This window comes from Nitrosopumilus adriaticus, from assembly GCF_000956175.1.
In the GTDB taxonomy this organism is placed as follows: domain Archaea; phylum Thermoproteota; class Nitrososphaeria; order Nitrososphaerales; family Nitrosopumilaceae; genus Nitrosopumilus; species Nitrosopumilus adriaticus.
This window is the reverse complement of sequence record NZ_CP011070.1, coordinates 1,697,194-1,713,839: the sequence shown is the minus strand read 5'-3', so window position 1 is coordinate 1,713,839 and position 16,646 is coordinate 1,697,194. Positions and strand designations below refer to the sequence as shown.

Genomic DNA, 16,646 nt, shown 5'->3' with positions numbered 1-16,646 from the left:
TTTAGTTAAGAAATCTTCTTGTAATTTTTGATATCTTTTCAAGAAAATTATTAAAAAATTGATTTGTTTTATTATTTACAACCCAATGTGGAACATTTACCTGGTTTTCAAATTGTTGAATGATCTCATTGTCTGACACCTCTTTGATTTTTTGATTTTCTTCATATTTTTTATTTATCAGTTTCATATTTTTTAGAATCTCAAGATCTGCTGAAATCTTCACTTTTAGTAATCCTTTACTTAAATAGAAAAAAAACACCGCAATATCTACTAAAAATAAAGCTGGAATCATTTTGATTAAAGTACTTCGATCGTATAATGTAAGCAAACAATATTTTCTGTTTCGTTCCATTAATTTGAATTTAATAGGACTCCATTTGAAACTGGAACCTTCAATTGGATGATAAACAATTGATTTTGGTACATAGTAAGAATTTATTTTGATTAATGCACCACGCCAGCATAATTCCAAATCATCATGAAATGCAAATAAAAAAGGATCAAGAAGACCAGTTTCTTCTAAAACTTCTTTTGAAGTAAAGAGACATGTGCCAGATGCATAATTTATTTTTTCAAACTTTTCAAATTTTCCCACATCAGCATTTCCTTTAGAACGTGAAAACCCAAATCCAAAAATTTGAATCATATTTCCTGTACTTAATAACATTGAATTATCTGAAGTAGCTAAAAATTTTGGTTGATAAAACCCCCTACCATTTTCTTTGTAAGCTTTTAGTAATTCTTCTAACCAATGAGGATCTACAATTGTATCTGGATTTAAAATCACAGAAAATTGTCCTCTAGCAACTCTTAATCCTATATTATTCCCTTCACAATAGCCTAAATTTTGAGGATTTTCTATTAATTTGATACTTTGAAACTTTTCTTTACATTCTATGTGGCTCTTATCCTCTGAAGCATTATCTACTAGAATCACTTCAAAATTTGCATAGGTAGTTTTTTGAATGGAACTAACACAATCTAATAACAAATTTCCCGCATTATAATTTAGAATGATAATACTTACTAGCGGATTTGTAATATTTACTCCTGAATTTTTATTTTGATTAATTTTGTTCATGCAATTTCTTAACTCTTTAAAATTTATGTAATTATTATCTATTAAGTAAAATCTGGTACCCATCCATGAGGTGTTTCTCTCATATGTTGACTATTGATTTGTTTTTGTTTTTGAGTTTTAACTAATTTTTCAATTTCGTCTACTGATAAATTTGAAATCTGTTGAATATCTTTAACAGGTAGATTATTCTCTCTTGAGTATAAAATTAAATCAACAATGTGATAAGGTACACTATAAAAAAATTCTTCATCATTTGTTTTATAACTCCACACATCAGGTGATGCATCTTTAGATATTATTTCATCAGTAACTTCAAGAAATTTCCCTAATTGATAGACTTGAGACTTATAGAGATTAACTAAAGGCTCTATGTCTGTTCCGCCATCACCATATTTTACAAAATATCCTTGTAGGTATTCAGATTTATTTGTAGTTCCTATAACACAAAAATTATTTTTTTCTGCATGAAAATATAGCATTGTCATTCTGATTCTATGTTTAATAGATGTAGCAGCTGTAACGGTAAGAAATTCAGAAGATGAAATTTTCAATTTATGTACATTATTCTGATCATCTAGTATTTCTAAAAATGGCATTCCAATTGAATTCTTTGTATTAGAAGGAACAGCTATTCTATACTTACAATTAGAATTAAAATTTGGAAATTTTTCTTTTATGATTTTTTCCTTGGTTTGATATACTCCACAAGAATTTAATATTGAAGTTATATCAATTATTTCTGTTTTAATATTATATTTTCTAGCAATATTTTCTGCATCATTAACACTTTCTGAGTCTGATTCATTTTCAGGCAATATTATACCTAAAACTTTGTCTGCACCTAATGCTCTTTCACAAAGAGCAGCAGTTACTGCAGAATCAATACCTCCACTTAACCCAACTACAGCTCCTGTCTTTTTAAAATCTTCTGAGATTTCATTTTTAATAAAATCACAAATCCTTTTCACAGTTTCATTTTCGTTTCTAATTTTTAGTATGTCTAGAATAGATTCCATTAGATTACTTTGAAATAATGATTAATTAAATATGTGGATGAATCATCTCTTAGTATGTTACGTGATTGCTTATGAATAATGATGATCCCATTACTAAAAATGTAAAAAATATGTATAAAAAATATCCATATCCATCACCATCTACTGAAATTACTCAAACAAATGAACTACTAAATCTTTTAAGAATTTTTGAATTAGAAAGCGATATCAAACTGGAAAATAAAATTATTTTAGATGCAGGTTCGGGAAGTGGACATAGAATTACAAATGTAGCAAGTCATTTTAAAAAATGTGATTTTATTGGAATTGATATTTCTGAAACATCATTACAAATTGCAAATAAATTAAAAGAATTAAAAAAAATTGGCAACATTAAATTCATTCAGCATAATATTATGAATGATGTTCAAAGTTTAGGAAAATTTGATCTTATTCTTTGTATGGGTGTTTTACATCATCTTTCCAGTCCTGAAAATGGTTTACAAAATTTAGTAAGTTCTTTACAAAAAGATGGAATGATTTTCCTTTATTTATATGGAAAATTAGGGGGGCATAAAAGAATGCTCAATAAAGAACTTGTATCAATTTTGTTAGGGAAAGAGAAATCAAATTATGAATTAGGAATTAAATTAGTTAGAGATCTTGGATTAAACAAATTTGATTATGGTTGGAATCTAAATTTTAAAACTAAAGATGAAGAAGATTCACTAATTGTTGATTCTTTACTTCATGCTAATGAAACCCTTTATGATTGCAAAGACATAAAAAATTTATTTAAAAATTCGGGTCTTTATGGATTTGCTATTTTTGGAATATCCAAAGATAAAAATGGCTTACTTTTTGATACTTCCATTCAATCAAAGAAAAAACTTTCTATGCCACAAACAAATATCTCAGAATTTTTCAAAAATAATTTTACATTGTCAAAATTTAAATCTCTGAGCACTCTTGAAAAATACCGTATCTTAGATCTAGTTTATGAACCAAATGGGTATACTGTTATAGGTTTGACAAAAAATGCCTATGAAAGGTTATCTAATGAACGAATTAAAAGAAATATTATCAAAATAAATTAAAAATGATTCAATCCCTAGAAAATTTCTTATACTTATCTTAGATTCTGGGATAATAATGATTTCAATTATTTTGTTTTATAATAACAGTGAAAAAAAATGCCAAATTCTATAATTTTAGTTAAAGATGCAAATGATTTTTCATCCATTGATGAGAAGCTATTTTTTGAAAATGATGTTTATTCATTTAGTATTAGTGCACATAAACTTCTTGAGGAGAAAAAAATCCCTCATAAAATTGCAGAAGAATTTCTTATAGAAAATGAAAGATTAAAGATTTTTGATCAAGTTTCCAGTTTTCATCATTGGTATAAAAATAGCGAATTAAAAGAAGTAGAATTTGATGAAGTCAATTTTTTTAGATTTTTTGACACTATTGAGTTTCATACACATTTGATGAATGAATTCATCAATTTTTTTACAACAAGGAATATCATAAATAAAATAAAACCTAAAAAAATTATTTCCACAGAAAAATTTTCAGAAATTTTACATACATTAAATCAAAAATTTGATTTTGAATTTGAAATTAAAGATATTATTTCATCAGAAAAATTACTTTGGGAAGATATTCAAATAAAACAAAATATTGGAAAATTACCAATTTCTTTTAATCTTTCTCGAAAAAATTATCATAAAGTAAAATCTTTTTGGGAGAAATCTATTGGCTCTTTTTACAAGTTATGGTTTAATTTTAAAGATGCAGACAAGAAAACTGTAATTTTTTTAGAATTCTATCCTCCGTTATACGAAAAATTAATTTCAAATTTTATTAAAATTGGCTATAATGTGATTTTTTTAAATCGACGTAGACCAGCTATTTCCGATAAAAAATCTATTAATCTTTTAAAGGATTTAGGTGTAAAAATCATCAATTATGATGAAATACTAAAATCAAATGAAAAAGATTCTATTAAATCTATAGAGAAAGGATTAATTGAAAAATTAAATCATATATTTTCAAATCAAAAAATCTTTGAAAATATTTTTGTAGTGGAAGATTTTTCTTTATGGAATATTATCAAAAACCAACTAATTAAAATTTATCAAACAAGAATTCATGAATATCTTTTAACATATTATATTTCTAAAAAAATTCTTAAACAAATTAATATTAAATTTATAATGACTTTAAATGAAGTCGGAGAAACTGAAAAAATTTTTCTAGCTGCTAATAAAAATAAAATTCCTTCAATAGTTTTGGAACATGGTTTTGCAATTTTTTTACCGGAATCAACAAGATTTTCTACTCTATCAAATTATCCTTCATTTACTGATAAAATTGCAGTATGGAGTTTAAGTCAAAAAGATTTTCTTGAGAAAAATTTGAAAACTAAATCTGAAAAAATCATTGTTTCAGGAAGTCCTCGACATGATAAATTATTCACAAAAACAATTAAACAAAAAAATAAATCCCACCGGATATTAATTGCACCTACACCTATTACACAAATTCAAGGATTTGATGAAACAAAATTCCATCTAAAATTTGAAAAAATATTTACAGAATTATGTTCAATTTTAAAAAACAGAAACATTGAAATTATTTTAAAACTTCATCCTAGTCAATCATTTCATAATGAAATAATAAAAAATCTAGCTAAAAATTTGGATCCAAATATCACTATTCATCTAATGACTTCGATTGTAGATTTAATCCAAGTATCTGATTCTGTTATTACAATAACGCCTGAAGGGTGGGGGCCCTCAACTATTATCTTGGAATCCATGATTCTCCAAAAACCTATAATGAATATCATCCTTGACAATCATTTCTATGATTTCCCATATGTTCAACAGAATGCCATTTTAATAGCCTCAGAAAAATCAGATTTGAACGATTGTGTTGAAAAATTAGTATTCAATGAGAATTATAGAAATGATTTAATTAAAAATGGACAGAAATTCATAAAATCTTATTTGCATGAACCTGGAAATGCCTCTGAAATATTTGTAAAAAATCTTATCTCCATCTTAGAAAACTAATTAACAGACGAATTAATTTATAAATTTATGAAATATTGCAAATTATGTCTTTATCCAGATACTAAACCACAATTAGAATTTAATAATGATGGAATTTGTAGTGCTTGTACCAATTTTAAGAAAAAATCTGAAATTAATTGGGAACAAAAACGAAAAGAACTTGAAGAAATTCTTAAAAAATTTTCAAGTAAAGATAGTTCCAATTATGATTGTATAATTCCTGTTAGTGGAGGAAAAGATTCAACTTTCCAAACTTATTTCATTAAAGAAGAATTGGGTTATAATCCCCTAGTTATTAATTTTCATCCTCTTGATCAAACAAATCTTGGAAAAAAGAATCTTGAAAATCTAAAAAACTTAGGTGTTGATTGTATTGAATTTTCACCAAACCCAATAATTTACAAAAAATTAGCTAAATTTGGATTGATGGAATTGGGTGATTATCAATGGCCCGAACACATTGGAATATTTACAATTCCTATTCAAATTGCAGTAAAAAATAAAATTCCTTTAATCATTTGGGGGGAAAACCCTCAATTTGAATATGGAAAGCCAACTGACATTTCAAAACAAACTTTACTTGATAAGGAATGGAATGAAAAAAATGGTGGCTATTTTTTAGATAAAATAAAACCTCAAGATATGACAAAATATGGTTTTGATCTAATGGATCTAAAACCCTACATTTATCCATCTGATGAAGAAATTCGAGAAGTTGGTGTAACTGGAATTTTCCTTGGTACTTATATCGAATGGAATATTTTCAAACAACTTGAAATCGTTAAAAAATTAGGCTTTTCTGAAGACAGTGAAATTCGTGAAGGAACTTATGATAGTTGGGAAAATCTTGATGTAAAATTCACTTCTTTTCATGACTACTTTAAATTCCTTAAATTTGGATTTGGACGTGCAACAGATCATGCTTCAATAGAAATCCGTCATGGCAGAATAACACGTCACCAAGGATTAGAATTAGTAAAAAAACATGAAGGCAAAATTCCTACCAAATACCTTTCTGAATTTCTAGAACAAGCAGAACTTTCTCGTGAACAATTTATAGAAATCTGTGACAAATTTACTAACTTAGATTTGTTTAAAAAAGATGAAAATGGCAAACTTTTACGTGATCAGGAAGGAAATATCGAAAAAATTTCTTTTGATAATTAAGATTTTTTATGCGCAAAATGTTTAGTTAATTTATTATCTACCAATTTATTCAATTTAATGATACGATATCATGTTTGATGGAAAAAAAATTCTAATTACTGGAGGTACTGGCTCATTAGGGAGAGCTCTAACACAGCGGTTATTGGAATTTAATATAGATACTATTAGAATATTCAGTAGAAACGAAAGCCAACAAATTGAAATGGAGTCTAAATTCAATGATGAACGTTTAAGATTTTTACTAGGTGATATAAGAGATCGGGAAAGATTAATTCGTGCAACTGAAGATATTGATATTGTTTTTCATACTGCTGCTCTTAAACATGTGCCAAAAATTGAATATAACCCATTTGAGGCAATTAACACCAATGTTATTGGTTCTCAAAATGTTTTAGATGCATGTTTAAAAAATAATGTTGAAAAAGCTGTTTGTATTGGAACTGACAAATCAGTTTCTCCATTAAACACTTATGGGGCAACAAAATTATTGATGGAAAAATTATTTGTAACTGCTAACAATTATCAAGATCCTAAAATACATCCCACCAAATATGTTGCTGTTCGATATGGAAATGTCATGGGTAGTAGTGGCTCTGTAATTCCCAAGTTTATTGAACAAATTAAGAATCACCAAAAAATAACAATTACTGACCCAGAAATGACAAGATTTAGTATCACAATGTGTGAAGCTCTTGATTTTATTCTAAATGCCACTAAATCTGGATTGGGTTCTGAAATTTTTGTTCCTAAAATGCGTGCATATAATATTATGGATGTTAAAGATGCTTTACACGAATTATATGGTAATTTTGATGAAGAAATTATCGGAATACGCCTCGGTGAAAAACTTCATGAAGTGTTAATTGGCGATGATGAAATCCGACACACATGGGAATATAATGACATGTATATGATCACAAATCCTTTGTATCCACTTTTCCACGCAAATAAGATTAATGAAATTTATCCAAATATTAAAAAAATTGAAAATTTAAAAAATTATTCTTCTGATATTGCAGAAAGAATTTCAAAAAATGATCTTATCACAATGATAAAAAATTCTGAATCAGTAGATTGTTAAGATTTTTCTAATTCAAATGTATATTGAAGTAATTTAAAACCATTTTTTTTAAAAAATTGAATAGATTTTTTGTTCTTGGGATTTACATTTGCTAGATATCTTGAACGTGGATTTTTTTCCATCATTTTAGTTATTGCACTAACCCCAATCCCTTTATTTTGTGTATTTTTTTTAATGAAAATCCCAATTTCATTTTCTTTTGTTAAATAGATGGAACCAACATTTTTTCCAGAATCTGAAATTACATACCACTTAGAATATGGCCTCGAATTTACAAATTTCTCATGTTGGGCAAAAGTTGGCATTTTTTTATGAGAAATATTGGCTTTGGGATCCCTTTCTTTAAGTAAATCATAAAGAAATTGTATATCTGATTTTTTTACAGTATGAAGTCTTATTGTTCCATTTTCTTTTTTCATTAATATTCTAAATTTTGATTTTTAAAACAGTTAAATTTTTCTTTTCTAAGGAAAAATAGTTGAAGACAACAATTGTGGCAGAAATAGGCTCAAACTGGGAAGGAAGTCTAATTATTGCTCAAAAAATTATTTCTGAATGTAAAAAAGCAGGTGCTGATGCTGTAAAATTTCAAATGTGGCGAGCAAAAGATCTTTATTCAGAAAAACATCCTGATTGGAAAGTTATCAAAAAATCTGAGTTAACGTTTGAGAAAGCAAAAAAATTAAAAAAAATTTGTGATGAATTAAAAATTGAATTCATATGTAGTGTCTTTTTTCCTGAGGGAGTTCAATTCCTAGAATCTCTAAATGTAAAAAGATTCAAAATAGCCTCTAGGACTTGTTTATTAAAAGATCCATTTTCTTTGGAAACTTTAAAATCCAAAGCTAACTCAAACAAACCACTAATCATAAGTATGGGAATGGGAGGTAATAAGAAAAAAATTAAGAATATCTTTTCTAAGAATAAAACTACTTTCTGTTATTGCATTTCCGATTATCCTTTAAAATTTAACAAAATAAATTGGAAAAAAGCAACTACTTTTGATGGCTTTTCTGATCATACAATGGGAATAACAGCTCCAATTTTATTTTCAATATTAAAAAAACAACAAAATTCTAAAAACATCTTAATTGAAAAACATGTGAAATTACCTACATCCAAAGGCCCTGATGCTTCTACTTCTATTGATATAATTCAATTATCTGACTTGATACATCACATTCGAATTATTGAAAAAGCAAGTTTTTAGATTTTTTCTAAGACAATCCATTCACAGTTTTTATGATTTTATCTATATCATAATCTGAAAGATTAGGATGAGTTGGTAAAGTAACAATTTCCTTTGAAACCTTTTCAGTTATTGGAAGCTTAATTTTTGATTTGTAGAAACTAAACTTATGAATTGGTTCATAATGAGTTCCCGTTTCAATCCCCTTCTCAAACATTTTCTTTCTGAATTTTTGTCTATTTTTTACTCTGATCCAGTAAAAATGATAAGAGCATCCTTTATCAAAAGGCATTTTTTCTTTAATTGAAATTTCATTAAAGTATCTCTTTCCATTTTTTTGTCTTTGTTTATTCGTCCAATCTAATTTTTTTAATTGTTCTAATCCTATAGCTGCTGAAAATTCATTCATATAATAATTCCAACCAAGATCTTTTATATCATATTTCGAATTTCTTCTATTTGTAATTCCACACCAACGTTTTGCCTTTAGAATTCTTGAAATATTACTAGAACTCTTTTGATTTATTGCTATTAATCCTCCTGTGGGCATTGCTAGATTTTTTACTGGATGAAAGCTAAAACATACAAATTTTCCATGAGACCCAATTTTTTTATTATTATATGATGAACCTGCAGCATGAGCTGCATCCTCAATTAAATCAATATTGAATTTTTTACATAATGAGGCAATTTTTTCAAGATTTGAAACATAACCTGCAAAATGTACTGGCAAAATTATTTTTGTCTTTTTAGAAATGGCATCACAAATTTTTGTATAGTCTATACATAGTGTTTTTTCCTCTATGTCTACAAATTTGGGAATTCCGCCATTTTCAATTACTGCATTTGCAGTAGACACAAAAGATAATGAAGGTAGAATTACTTCTTTTCCTTTGATATCAATCATTGATAATGCAAGATTTAGTGCTGCTGTTCCACTGTTTACGGCAACACAATTTTTAGATCCAATATATTTTGCAAATTTCATCTCAAATCTTTTTACATTTCCACTTCCTGCTCCTGATGCCCAAAAATGGCTATCTAGCACTCTCTTTATTGCTCGCGTTTCTGATTCATCCACAAATGGATCAAATAATTTAATTTTTGACATTTTGACTCTTTTCCAATTCTTTTGATTTTAAGAATTCCTCATCTCTTTTTAGAGATGAAATATACCCATCATGCTTGACATTTTTATTTATCTCAAAAATATCTGGTTTATTTTTATACAGATTGATTATATCATTCATTAGAATTGGTTGTTTAGAAATATTTTTCAAAATTTCTTGAACTAATTTTAGATCTTTACTCCTGTCCACAGTTAATCGTAAAAATGATTGATCATTTTTGTGTTCTAAATTTACTAGATTAAATTTATTTTTAGGATCTTGAATAAATGGTGTAACGTGCTCTCTTTCTGACGGTTTAACAGCATTTTGCCAAGCTTTTTCGAGTGACTCAATTGAAAATACTTCTACTTCTGTACCATAAGGGAAAGTTCTGATTAATGTATTTGAAGCAAAATCACACTTATTATTTAAAAACTTTTCAATTACATTATCTACAATTTCAGGATCTACTAAAGGATTATCTGCAGTGATTCTAACTATTACCTCAAAAGAAAATTTTTGTGCGCATTGAAAATATCTATCTAATACATCATCAGAAGATCCTCTAAAAAACTCAATTTTTTTTGCTTTTAAATAATTACAAATGATATCATCTTCTTTTAGATTAGTTGTTGCTACAATAATTTTTTCAATTTTTTTAGAAAAACTAAGTTGTTTTAGAACAAAATCAAGAACCGTATGACTCTCAAAAATTTTTTTCATTACCTTGCCAGGCAATCTTGAAGAACCCATTCTTGCCTGAATAATACAACCAATCATCACTTTTTCTTTAAAATCTGCTATAAATTATCTATTTCCCAGTATTTTATTGAACGAAAATTAGTCAAACAAGTTTTTGATTTCATTTAGTTCAAATTTTGGTGAATATCCTAACATGGTTCTTGCTAATGATATATCTGCCTGACTGAATTTAATATCCCCTTTTTTTGCTGGAAGAAATATGATATTGAGTGTCTTTCCAGATAATTCAATCATTTTATTTGCAAGCTCTTTAATTGTTATTGCTTTTTCACTTGCAATATTAAAAATTCCAGTATTTTTTGTTGTTATAGAAATTTTGATTGAATTCACAACATCATTAACAGATACAAAATCTCTTGTTTGCTTTCCATCCCCAAATATCTCTAGAGATTTGTTTTCTCTAATTCTATCTACAAATTTTGTTATTACTCCAGCATATTCTGATGATTGACCAATTCCAAAAATATTAAAAAATCTGAGAATGATAACATTAATCTTATTTTTTATAACAAAATTGTTTATTTCTTGTTCCATTCTTAATTTACTTTCACCATATGGTGAAATCGGATTTAAATTTGAATTTTCTGTTAATTTTTGATTTTCAGAACTTTCCCCATAAACAGCTGATGATGAAGCCACTACAAGTTTTTTTATATTATTTCGTTTACACGCTTCCAGGATGTTTTTTGTTCCCTGAACATTTACTTCAAATGTTCTTTTTGGATTTTTAATTGATTCTTCGACTGATATAATTGCAGCTAAATGAATAATTACTTCTTGATCTTTTGACGCATCAAGAACCTCCGTAAGGTTTGTTATGTCTCCCTCAATAATTTCTGCACCCAAATCAATCAAATTAGAAATTGATTCTTTTTTAGAATTAGAAAAATTTTCAAAAATTCTAACTTTAAAATTATTTTTTAATAAATTACTCACCAGGTGAGTCCCAATAAATCCTGCCCCTCCAGTTACTAAAATATTCATAATTTCATGAAAAATTCATTGGATATATGTTAATCAAAGTAATCAATTTCTTTTCTTTAAATATATTCATCTGTATCTCTGATCTTTTTTTTCACAAAATCAATTGATTCAACTGGAGATGGATCTATTCCATCTAAAACAGCCTTGTAAATTGAACAATAATCTAAAACATAAATCAAACAAATAATTTTTGACAGAATATTTCCATCAACTGAAAAAATTTCTTTATATTGAATTTTCTTTTTCTCAAAATATTCTGATAGTATTTGAAATTTTTCTTTAGTTTTTATGTGATCTTCTAATCCTCTAATGAAAATTGGTTGAACACTTGATTTCTTTTCCCATGCAACAATTCCATTATGAGAAGATTCAACAACGTCTTCAACAATCACATGTAATTTAGAATTCTCTTGAAGTGAATTTTTAAATCTTATAGCTGCTGATTGCAATCCCCATGGATAATAAATTAATGGAATTTTTTTAATACATTCTGCTAAATTTAATGCTGGATTCATTTTATTAAGATTACTTGATGATATTTCATTTTGAATTAATCCTAAAAATTCTATTGATTGTAAAACATCTTCTTTTTTAATTGGAAGTATGGGAGATAAAACATTCAAAATAGAAAATAAAAATGATGTAAAAGAAGCTCTTGGAGAATGAAATTGTTCAATTTTTCTATATTCGACTTCTTGCTTTTTACAAATTTCTTCCATTAATCCTCCTGATGAAAAACATATTAGTTTACAATTTTGTTTTTGAGCAGATTTCAAAATACTTAACGTTTCATCTGTATTTCCTGAAATACTAATTATCACAACTAATGTTTTTGAATCTACTGTTTTTGGTAAATGATACCCTTTAACTACACAAACATGAATGTCTGTTTTAGATAAAATCGATGAAAAAACGTCACCTAAAGCTCCCGAACCACCCATTCCTGCAAATATCACATGATCAATTTCAGAAGATTTAATCTTTTTAATTTCCTGTCCAAAACATGATTTTGCTATTTGAGGCCAGTCATCATATACTTTATACATTTTTTTTGAATCTATTTCATCAAGTAATTTTTTATCCATTAATCAATCAATGAATATTACACGACAATAAAAATAGTCCATTTTAACATTTTATCGGTAAGCAATATAAGCTCTCAAAAATTTTCATTCTTTATGGATATGAAAACTGTAGAATGGAAGGATAATTCTGTGATAATGATAGATCAAACCAAACTACCAAATGAACTAATTTTTGTTGAGTATACTGATTATCGTGATGTTGCTGAAGCTATCAAAAACTTGGTTGTTCGTGGAGCACCTGCAATTGGAGTGTCAGGTGCTTTTGGTATGGCTTTAGCTGCCCAACAAAGCAATGCTATGACAAAAGAAGAACTTATTGTTGATTTGGAAACTGCATACCAAATCTTACTTCAAACTAGACCTACTGCTGTAAATCTCAAATGGGGATTGGAGAAAACCCTAGATATTGCTAAACAAGGAAAAACCATTTCTGAAATTAAAAATTCTCTGATTGAGGTTTCTAAAAAAATGGCAGAAGATGATATTACAATCAATAAAAAAATGGGTAAAAATGGTTCAGAACTTTTTCAAAACAATGATACAATAATGACTCACTGTAACGCTGGAGCACTTGCAACAGTAGGATATGGTACTGCATTAGGAGTTATTAGAGCTACAAAAGAAAGTGGAAAAAATGTTAAAGTTATTGCAACAGAAACAAGACCTGTTCAACAAGGCTCAAGATTAACAGCATTTGAGCTAAAACATGATGGATTTGATGTAAGTCTTATTCCTGACACTGCAGTTGGATATACAATGGCTAATGGATTAGTAAACAAAGTGGTAGTTGGAGCAGATAGAATAGTTCAAACAGGCCATGTTTTTAATAAAATTGGTACTTATCAAGTAGCTACAATGGCAAAACAACATGGAATTCCGTTTTATGTCGCAGCTCCACTTTCAACATTTGACATGAAAAGTGATGCTGAAGATGTAATTATTGAAATGAGAAAAGGAACTGAAGTTACAGGAATGGGTGATACGAAAACTGCACCTGATGACATCAATGTTATTAATCCTGCATTTGATATGACACCTCCTGAATTAATTTCTGGAATAATTACTGAAAAAGGGATTGTAAAACCTCCTTATGAGGAATCTATAAAAAAATTATTTAATTAAGATTTTTAATGAGATAAATAATTTTAGGAATATGAATAATCCAAATAAAAATGATTTTGACATTAAAAAAATAGAGAGACTATACAATCCTCCTCAATATGGTGAAATTGTTAATGGATCTCATATTGGTCATCTGCCAAGTAAGAGAACAATGATTGAGGTTTAAATCCTAAATCTTAAACTGAAAAATGATTTCATAAATTATCATGTAAATCCAATTTGCCAAAATAAGTTAATTTGAGCTAATTAATAGAAAGTTTTTATTGTTTTTCAAACTTTAACATAGAATATGAATACAGTTTCTGCTCAAGCTATTGAAGATTCTTTAAAACAATGTATGGATCCAGAAGTTCCTCTTAATATAGTTGAAATGGGGTTAATTTATGGCATTGATGTAGCAGAAAATAATGATGTAAATATCAAGATGACAATGACTACTCAGGGTTGTCCACTTCATGAAACTTTAGTTCAAGATGCAACAAGATATGCTAAAAAAGTTCCAGGTGTGAATAATGTCAAAATAGATATTGTATGGGAACCTGCATGGTCAATGGATAAAATGACTGAAGAGGGGAAAATGAAATTAAAAAATATGGGTTCTACCATGAATACTCCGGCACCAATTAACTATGAAACTGCATTACCACAAGGAGTTGGTAAACTAGTCCAACAGGAAGATGGTTCTATGGTATTGGCAAACGAACATGAACAAGGATTTATGGTAAATCAAGCAATCGTAGATTTTTGGAAATCCTGTAATGGTCAACGTAAAGTTACAGAATTAGTTGAGATATTTGCGCAGCAAACTGGATTACAAAGAAATCAAGTAGAAAAAGAAGTTATGCAGTTACTACAACAATTACGTGAAGGTGGATTAATTGCTATTGTTGGACAGCCTGATGCACCAAATGTCGAATTTAAAAAATAAATTTTGGCTTTAAAACCAATGAGATTAAATCTAATTAATTATTTTAAATAATAATGATGAATAAACAAATTTCCTATAAATTTACTAAAAATTCATTTTCATTCAATAATGATGAATTAGAATTTAGATTTTTGATCTTGGTAAACGATGATTTAATCAGGATTTTATAAAATTGCCTTGGCCAAATTTTTTCATTGTAGGTGCAACTAGATGTGGAACTAGCTCACTTTATGAATATTTGAATGAAACTAATGGTGTTTTTATGTCATCAATTAAAGAACCTGCATTTTTTTCTGTTTCCATTAATCGTAGAAAACCAATTCAAAATGAACATGACTATCTTAATTTATTTAATGATGCAAAACCTGAGCAAGCAATTGGTGAAGCAAGTACAAGATATTTTATTGATCCAAAATCACCCTCTTTAATAAAAAATAAGATTCCTAACGCTAAAATTATTATTGTTCTAAGGGATCCAGTTGAACGTGCATTCTCAAGTTATCTTTATTATCTTAGAAGAGAAAAAAATGAACCATTTAATATGGTAGTAAAAAAATCCCTAGAAACTGATCTATCCGGAGATTATCTCTTACATCTTGTAGTAAAAGGAGGAATGTATTTTGAACATGTAAAACGATATCTTAATACATTTGGACAAAATTCTGTTAAAATTTTATTCTTTGAAGAATTTTTCCCAGACATAAAAAATCAATTTAAAGATTTACTAAAATATTTAGATATCAAAAGTGAACCTCCAAAAATAATTAACACAATATTTAACGAATACAAAAAACCCAAAAATAAAACTTCAAAATTAGTTTTATCTATTGATGATATACTATGGAAAATGGGAATAAAATCTACATTCCCATTTTTACCGAATAGAAAAAACCTGGAGAATAAATATTTAGAGTCTGGAAAAAAACCAAAAATCTCGGAACAAGAAAAACAAGATTTAATAAATTTTTATCAAAATGATGTAAATCAATTGAAAAATTTATTGGGAAAAAACATTCCATGGGAAAATTTTTAATAATAAATCTAGACTTTCTTAACTATTGAAAATTTTTTCAATTTTCAATGATAGTTTTTTCGCTGAATCTTTACTTGTAGGCATATATCGTCCTAACAATAATGGGGATGTTTTTTTGGTATTCTTATTTTCTTCTACTGTAAAAGCTATTTTGTATTCTTTTGTATTCTTAAGCAATTCTGCTGATGATAAGCAATCTTGTTTTTCTCCAAAAGGATAACTGAATGAAAAAATTTCTAAATCAAATCTTTTTTCTAAAATTTTTTTTGGATTGATCACTTCTTTTTTAAAATCATTAGAATTTAATTTTGTTGCACCAATAGATAAATGTGTGTGAGTATGAGTTCCTATTGTATGTCCCATTTTGATCATATCTCTGATTTTATTTTCATTCAAATGTATTATGTCCAAACCATTTGGATATTTTTCTAAAAATAATTTTTGGAAGATCTTAATTAGAATTTTTCGTGATAATGAATATTGAATTTTATATTTAAACATATTTTTTATCTGACTAATTTTATCCCATCTATTGTTAAATTCGTTAAAATGATTAATGCTAAAATCTATGTTATTAGACACTTTCAACTCCTCTATTATATCATAAAATGTACCCAAAAAATTTGTTATTCCAAATTCTGCAATACAATAATGTATGATCATAGGATTAGCTGGTAATTTTTCATCTAAAATGCATGTTGGAACAAAAAACATAGCTTTGATATCATTCTCGTGAAGAATTTTTGCTGCTTCAAAATGATCTGATAATCCATCATCAAAAGTGATAAGAATATTTTTATTATTTTTGAAGCTTTGATTATTATAATAAAAATTAAGAACATCATTCGCTGAGATAATTGAGTATTTTTTTTGTAACATCTTGATATGATCTATAAACTCATCAATATCATTCCCCAAAATTCTTGGAAATTGATTATTTTTTGTACGAATATAATGATAGCACAGTGATGTAAATTGTTGCATGTTATCTCTTACCTGATAATCTTGTTTAATTACTTCTTTAATTATG

17 protein-coding genes are annotated in these 16,646 nt (G+C 27.4%); 9 read left to right on the top strand and 8 right to left on the bottom strand.

Annotated features, from left to right (window positions below; translation table 11 throughout):
• Window position 1 precedes the first annotated feature (1 nt).
• Together NADRNF5_RS10175 and nadE are read right to left on the bottom strand one after the other, a co-directional pair.
• Window positions 2-1,081, bottom strand: coding sequence for a glycosyltransferase family 2 protein (locus NADRNF5_RS10175; RefSeq protein WP_048118356.1), 1,080 nt, complete (start codon window positions 1,079-1,081; stop codon window positions 2-4).
• A 41-nt stretch (window positions 1,082-1,122) separates the two neighbouring features.
• Entirely contained in the window at window positions 1,123-2,097 is a 975-nt protein-coding gene (gene nadE, locus NADRNF5_RS10170) for an NAD(+) synthase (protein ID WP_048118353.1), read from the bottom strand.
• 71 nt (window positions 2,098-2,168) lie between these two features.
• On the opposite strand from nadE, the gene NADRNF5_RS10165 reads away from it, so the two are divergent.
• The 4 genes from NADRNF5_RS10165 (at window position 2,169) to NADRNF5_RS10150 (ending at window position 7,404) form a co-directional block, all read left to right on the top strand.
• The gene (locus NADRNF5_RS10165; protein ID WP_048118351.1) at window positions 2,169-3,173 is read left to right on the top strand and encodes a class I SAM-dependent methyltransferase; all 1,005 of its coding nucleotides are present in this window, start codon (window positions 2,169-2,171) and stop codon (window positions 3,171-3,173) included.
• A 96-nt stretch (window positions 3,174-3,269) separates the two neighbouring features.
• Window positions 3,270-5,156, top strand: coding sequence for a CDP-glycerol glycerophosphotransferase family protein (locus NADRNF5_RS10160; RefSeq protein WP_048118348.1), 1,887 nt, complete (start codon window positions 3,270-3,272; stop codon window positions 5,154-5,156).
• A 27-nt stretch (window positions 5,157-5,183) separates the two neighbouring features.
• On the top strand, window positions 5,184-6,323 hold the full coding sequence (locus NADRNF5_RS10155) for an N-acetyl sugar amidotransferase (RefSeq protein ID WP_048118345.1): 1,140 nt from the start codon (window positions 5,184-5,186) through the stop codon (window positions 6,321-6,323).
• Window positions 6,324-6,393: 70 nt separating this feature from the next.
• Window positions 6,394-7,404, top strand: a complete 1,011-nt coding sequence (locus NADRNF5_RS10150) for a polysaccharide biosynthesis protein (RefSeq protein ID WP_048118342.1) — start codon at window positions 6,394-6,396, stop codon at window positions 7,402-7,404.
• On the opposite strand, the gene NADRNF5_RS10145 is transcribed toward NADRNF5_RS10150, so the two are convergent.
• Window positions 7,401-7,823: a GNAT family N-acetyltransferase gene (locus NADRNF5_RS10145; RefSeq protein WP_048118339.1), complete on the bottom strand. Its 423-nt coding sequence runs from the start codon at window positions 7,821-7,823 to the stop codon at window positions 7,401-7,403. The genes NADRNF5_RS10150 and NADRNF5_RS10145 overlap by 4 nt on opposite strands.
• Before the next feature lie 59 nt (window positions 7,824-7,882).
• Between NADRNF5_RS10145 and NADRNF5_RS10140 the strand changes: the two genes are divergently transcribed.
• Window positions 7,883-8,614, top strand: a complete 732-nt coding sequence (locus tag NADRNF5_RS10140; RefSeq protein ID WP_048118336.1) for an N-acetylneuraminate synthase family protein — start codon at window positions 7,883-7,885, stop codon at window positions 8,612-8,614.
• 7 nt (window positions 8,615-8,621) lie between these two features.
• On the opposite strand, the gene NADRNF5_RS10135 is transcribed toward NADRNF5_RS10140, so the two are convergent.
• The 4 genes from NADRNF5_RS10135 to NADRNF5_RS10120 are packed head-to-tail and all read right to left on the bottom strand — an operon-like array spanning window position 8,622 to window position 12,533.
• The gene (locus tag NADRNF5_RS10135) at window positions 8,622-9,704 is read right to left on the bottom strand and encodes a DegT/DnrJ/EryC1/StrS family aminotransferase (protein ID WP_048118333.1); all 1,083 of its coding nucleotides are present in this window, start codon (window positions 9,702-9,704) and stop codon (window positions 8,622-8,624) included.
• Window positions 9,691-10,482, bottom strand: a complete 792-nt coding sequence (locus tag NADRNF5_RS10130) for a cytidylyltransferase domain-containing protein (protein ID WP_048118330.1) — start codon at window positions 10,480-10,482, stop codon at window positions 9,691-9,693. Before NADRNF5_RS10130 ends, NADRNF5_RS10135 begins: the two co-directional genes overlap by 14 nt.
• A gap of 60 nt (window positions 10,483-10,542) precedes the next feature.
• Entirely contained in the window at window positions 10,543-11,448 is a 906-nt protein-coding gene (locus NADRNF5_RS10125) for an NAD-dependent epimerase/dehydratase family protein (protein ID WP_048118329.1), read from the bottom strand.
• 56 nt (window positions 11,449-11,504) lie between these two features.
• Window positions 11,505-12,533, bottom strand: coding sequence for an SIS domain-containing protein (locus tag NADRNF5_RS10120; RefSeq protein WP_048118327.1), 1,029 nt, complete (start codon window positions 12,531-12,533; stop codon window positions 11,505-11,507).
• A gap of 93 nt (window positions 12,534-12,626) precedes the next feature.
• Between NADRNF5_RS10120 and mtnA the strand changes: the two genes are divergently transcribed.
• From mtnA to NADRNF5_RS10105, 4 genes are all read left to right on the top strand, one after another.
• On the top strand, window positions 12,627-13,655 hold the full coding sequence (gene mtnA / locus NADRNF5_RS10115; protein WP_048118324.1) for an S-methyl-5-thioribose-1-phosphate isomerase: 1,029 nt from the start codon (window positions 12,627-12,629) through the stop codon (window positions 13,653-13,655).
• A gap of 31 nt (window positions 13,656-13,686) precedes the next feature.
• The gene (locus NADRNF5_RS11840) at window positions 13,687-13,821 is read left to right on the top strand and encodes a hypothetical protein (RefSeq protein WP_257719700.1); all 135 of its coding nucleotides are present in this window, start codon (window positions 13,687-13,689) and stop codon (window positions 13,819-13,821) included.
• 123 nt (window positions 13,822-13,944) lie between these two features.
• The gene (locus tag NADRNF5_RS10110) at window positions 13,945-14,583 is read left to right on the top strand and encodes a PqqD family peptide modification chaperone (protein ID WP_048118321.1); all 639 of its coding nucleotides are present in this window, start codon (window positions 13,945-13,947) and stop codon (window positions 14,581-14,583) included.
• A 172-nt stretch (window positions 14,584-14,755) separates the two neighbouring features.
• Window positions 14,756-15,616, top strand: a complete 861-nt coding sequence (locus NADRNF5_RS10105) for a sulfotransferase family protein (RefSeq protein WP_048118317.1) — start codon at window positions 14,756-14,758, stop codon at window positions 15,614-15,616.
• 18 nt (window positions 15,617-15,634) lie between these two features.
• Here the strand turns inward: NADRNF5_RS10105 and NADRNF5_RS10100 are convergent, their stop codons facing one another.
• Window positions 15,635-16,495 carry a polysaccharide deacetylase family protein gene (locus tag NADRNF5_RS10100; protein WP_160289407.1) on the bottom strand — a complete coding sequence of 287 codons (861 nt, stop codon included), beginning with the start codon at window positions 16,493-16,495 and terminating at the stop codon, window positions 15,635-15,637.
• Between the last annotated feature and the right edge of the window lie 151 nt (window positions 16,496-16,646).

What these genes read in the sequence shown, in the direction of transcription:
- NADRNF5_RS10175 (WP_048118356.1), bottom strand. Translation starts at nt 1,081, where the DNA reads ATGAACAAAATTAATCAAAATAAAAATTCAGGAGTAAATATTACAAAT.
- nadE (WP_048118353.1), bottom strand. Translation starts at nt 2,097, where the DNA reads ATGGAATCTATTCTAGACATACTAAAAATTAGAAACGAAAATGAAACT.
- NADRNF5_RS10165 (WP_048118351.1), top strand. Translation starts at nt 2,169, where the DNA reads ATGAATAATGATGATCCCATTACTAAAAATGTAAAAAATATGTATAAA.
- NADRNF5_RS10160 (WP_048118348.1), top strand. Translation starts at nt 3,270, where the DNA reads ATGCCAAATTCTATAATTTTAGTTAAAGATGCAAATGATTTTTCATCC.
- NADRNF5_RS10155 (WP_048118345.1), top strand. Translation starts at nt 5,184, where the DNA reads ATGAAATATTGCAAATTATGTCTTTATCCAGATACTAAACCACAATTA.
- NADRNF5_RS10150 (WP_048118342.1), top strand. Translation starts at nt 6,394, where the DNA reads ATGTTTGATGGAAAAAAAATTCTAATTACTGGAGGTACTGGCTCATTA.
- NADRNF5_RS10145 (WP_048118339.1), bottom strand. Translation starts at nt 7,823, where the DNA reads ATGAAAAAAGAAAATGGAACAATAAGACTTCATACTGTAAAAAAATCA.
- NADRNF5_RS10135 (WP_048118333.1), bottom strand. Translation starts at nt 9,704, where the DNA reads ATGTCAAAAATTAAATTATTTGATCCATTTGTGGATGAATCAGAAACG.
- NADRNF5_RS10130 (WP_048118330.1), bottom strand. Translation starts at nt 10,482, where the DNA reads ATGATTGGTTGTATTATTCAGGCAAGAATGGGTTCTTCAAGATTGCCT.
- NADRNF5_RS10125 (WP_048118329.1), bottom strand. Translation starts at nt 11,448, where the DNA reads ATGAATATTTTAGTAACTGGAGGGGCAGGATTTATTGGGACTCACCTG.
- NADRNF5_RS10120 (WP_048118327.1), bottom strand. Translation starts at nt 12,533, where the DNA reads ATGGATAAAAAATTACTTGATGAAATAGATTCAAAAAAAATGTATAAA.
- mtnA (WP_048118324.1), top strand. Translation starts at nt 12,627, where the DNA reads ATGGATATGAAAACTGTAGAATGGAAGGATAATTCTGTGATAATGATA.
- NADRNF5_RS11840 (WP_257719700.1), top strand. Translation starts at nt 13,687, where the DNA reads ATGAATAATCCAAATAAAAATGATTTTGACATTAAAAAAATAGAGAGA.
- NADRNF5_RS10110 (WP_048118321.1), top strand. Translation starts at nt 13,945, where the DNA reads ATGAATACAGTTTCTGCTCAAGCTATTGAAGATTCTTTAAAACAATGT.
- NADRNF5_RS10100 (WP_160289407.1), bottom strand. Translation starts at nt 16,495, where the DNA reads ATGTTACAAAAAAAATACTCAATTATCTCAGCGAATGATGTTCTTAAT.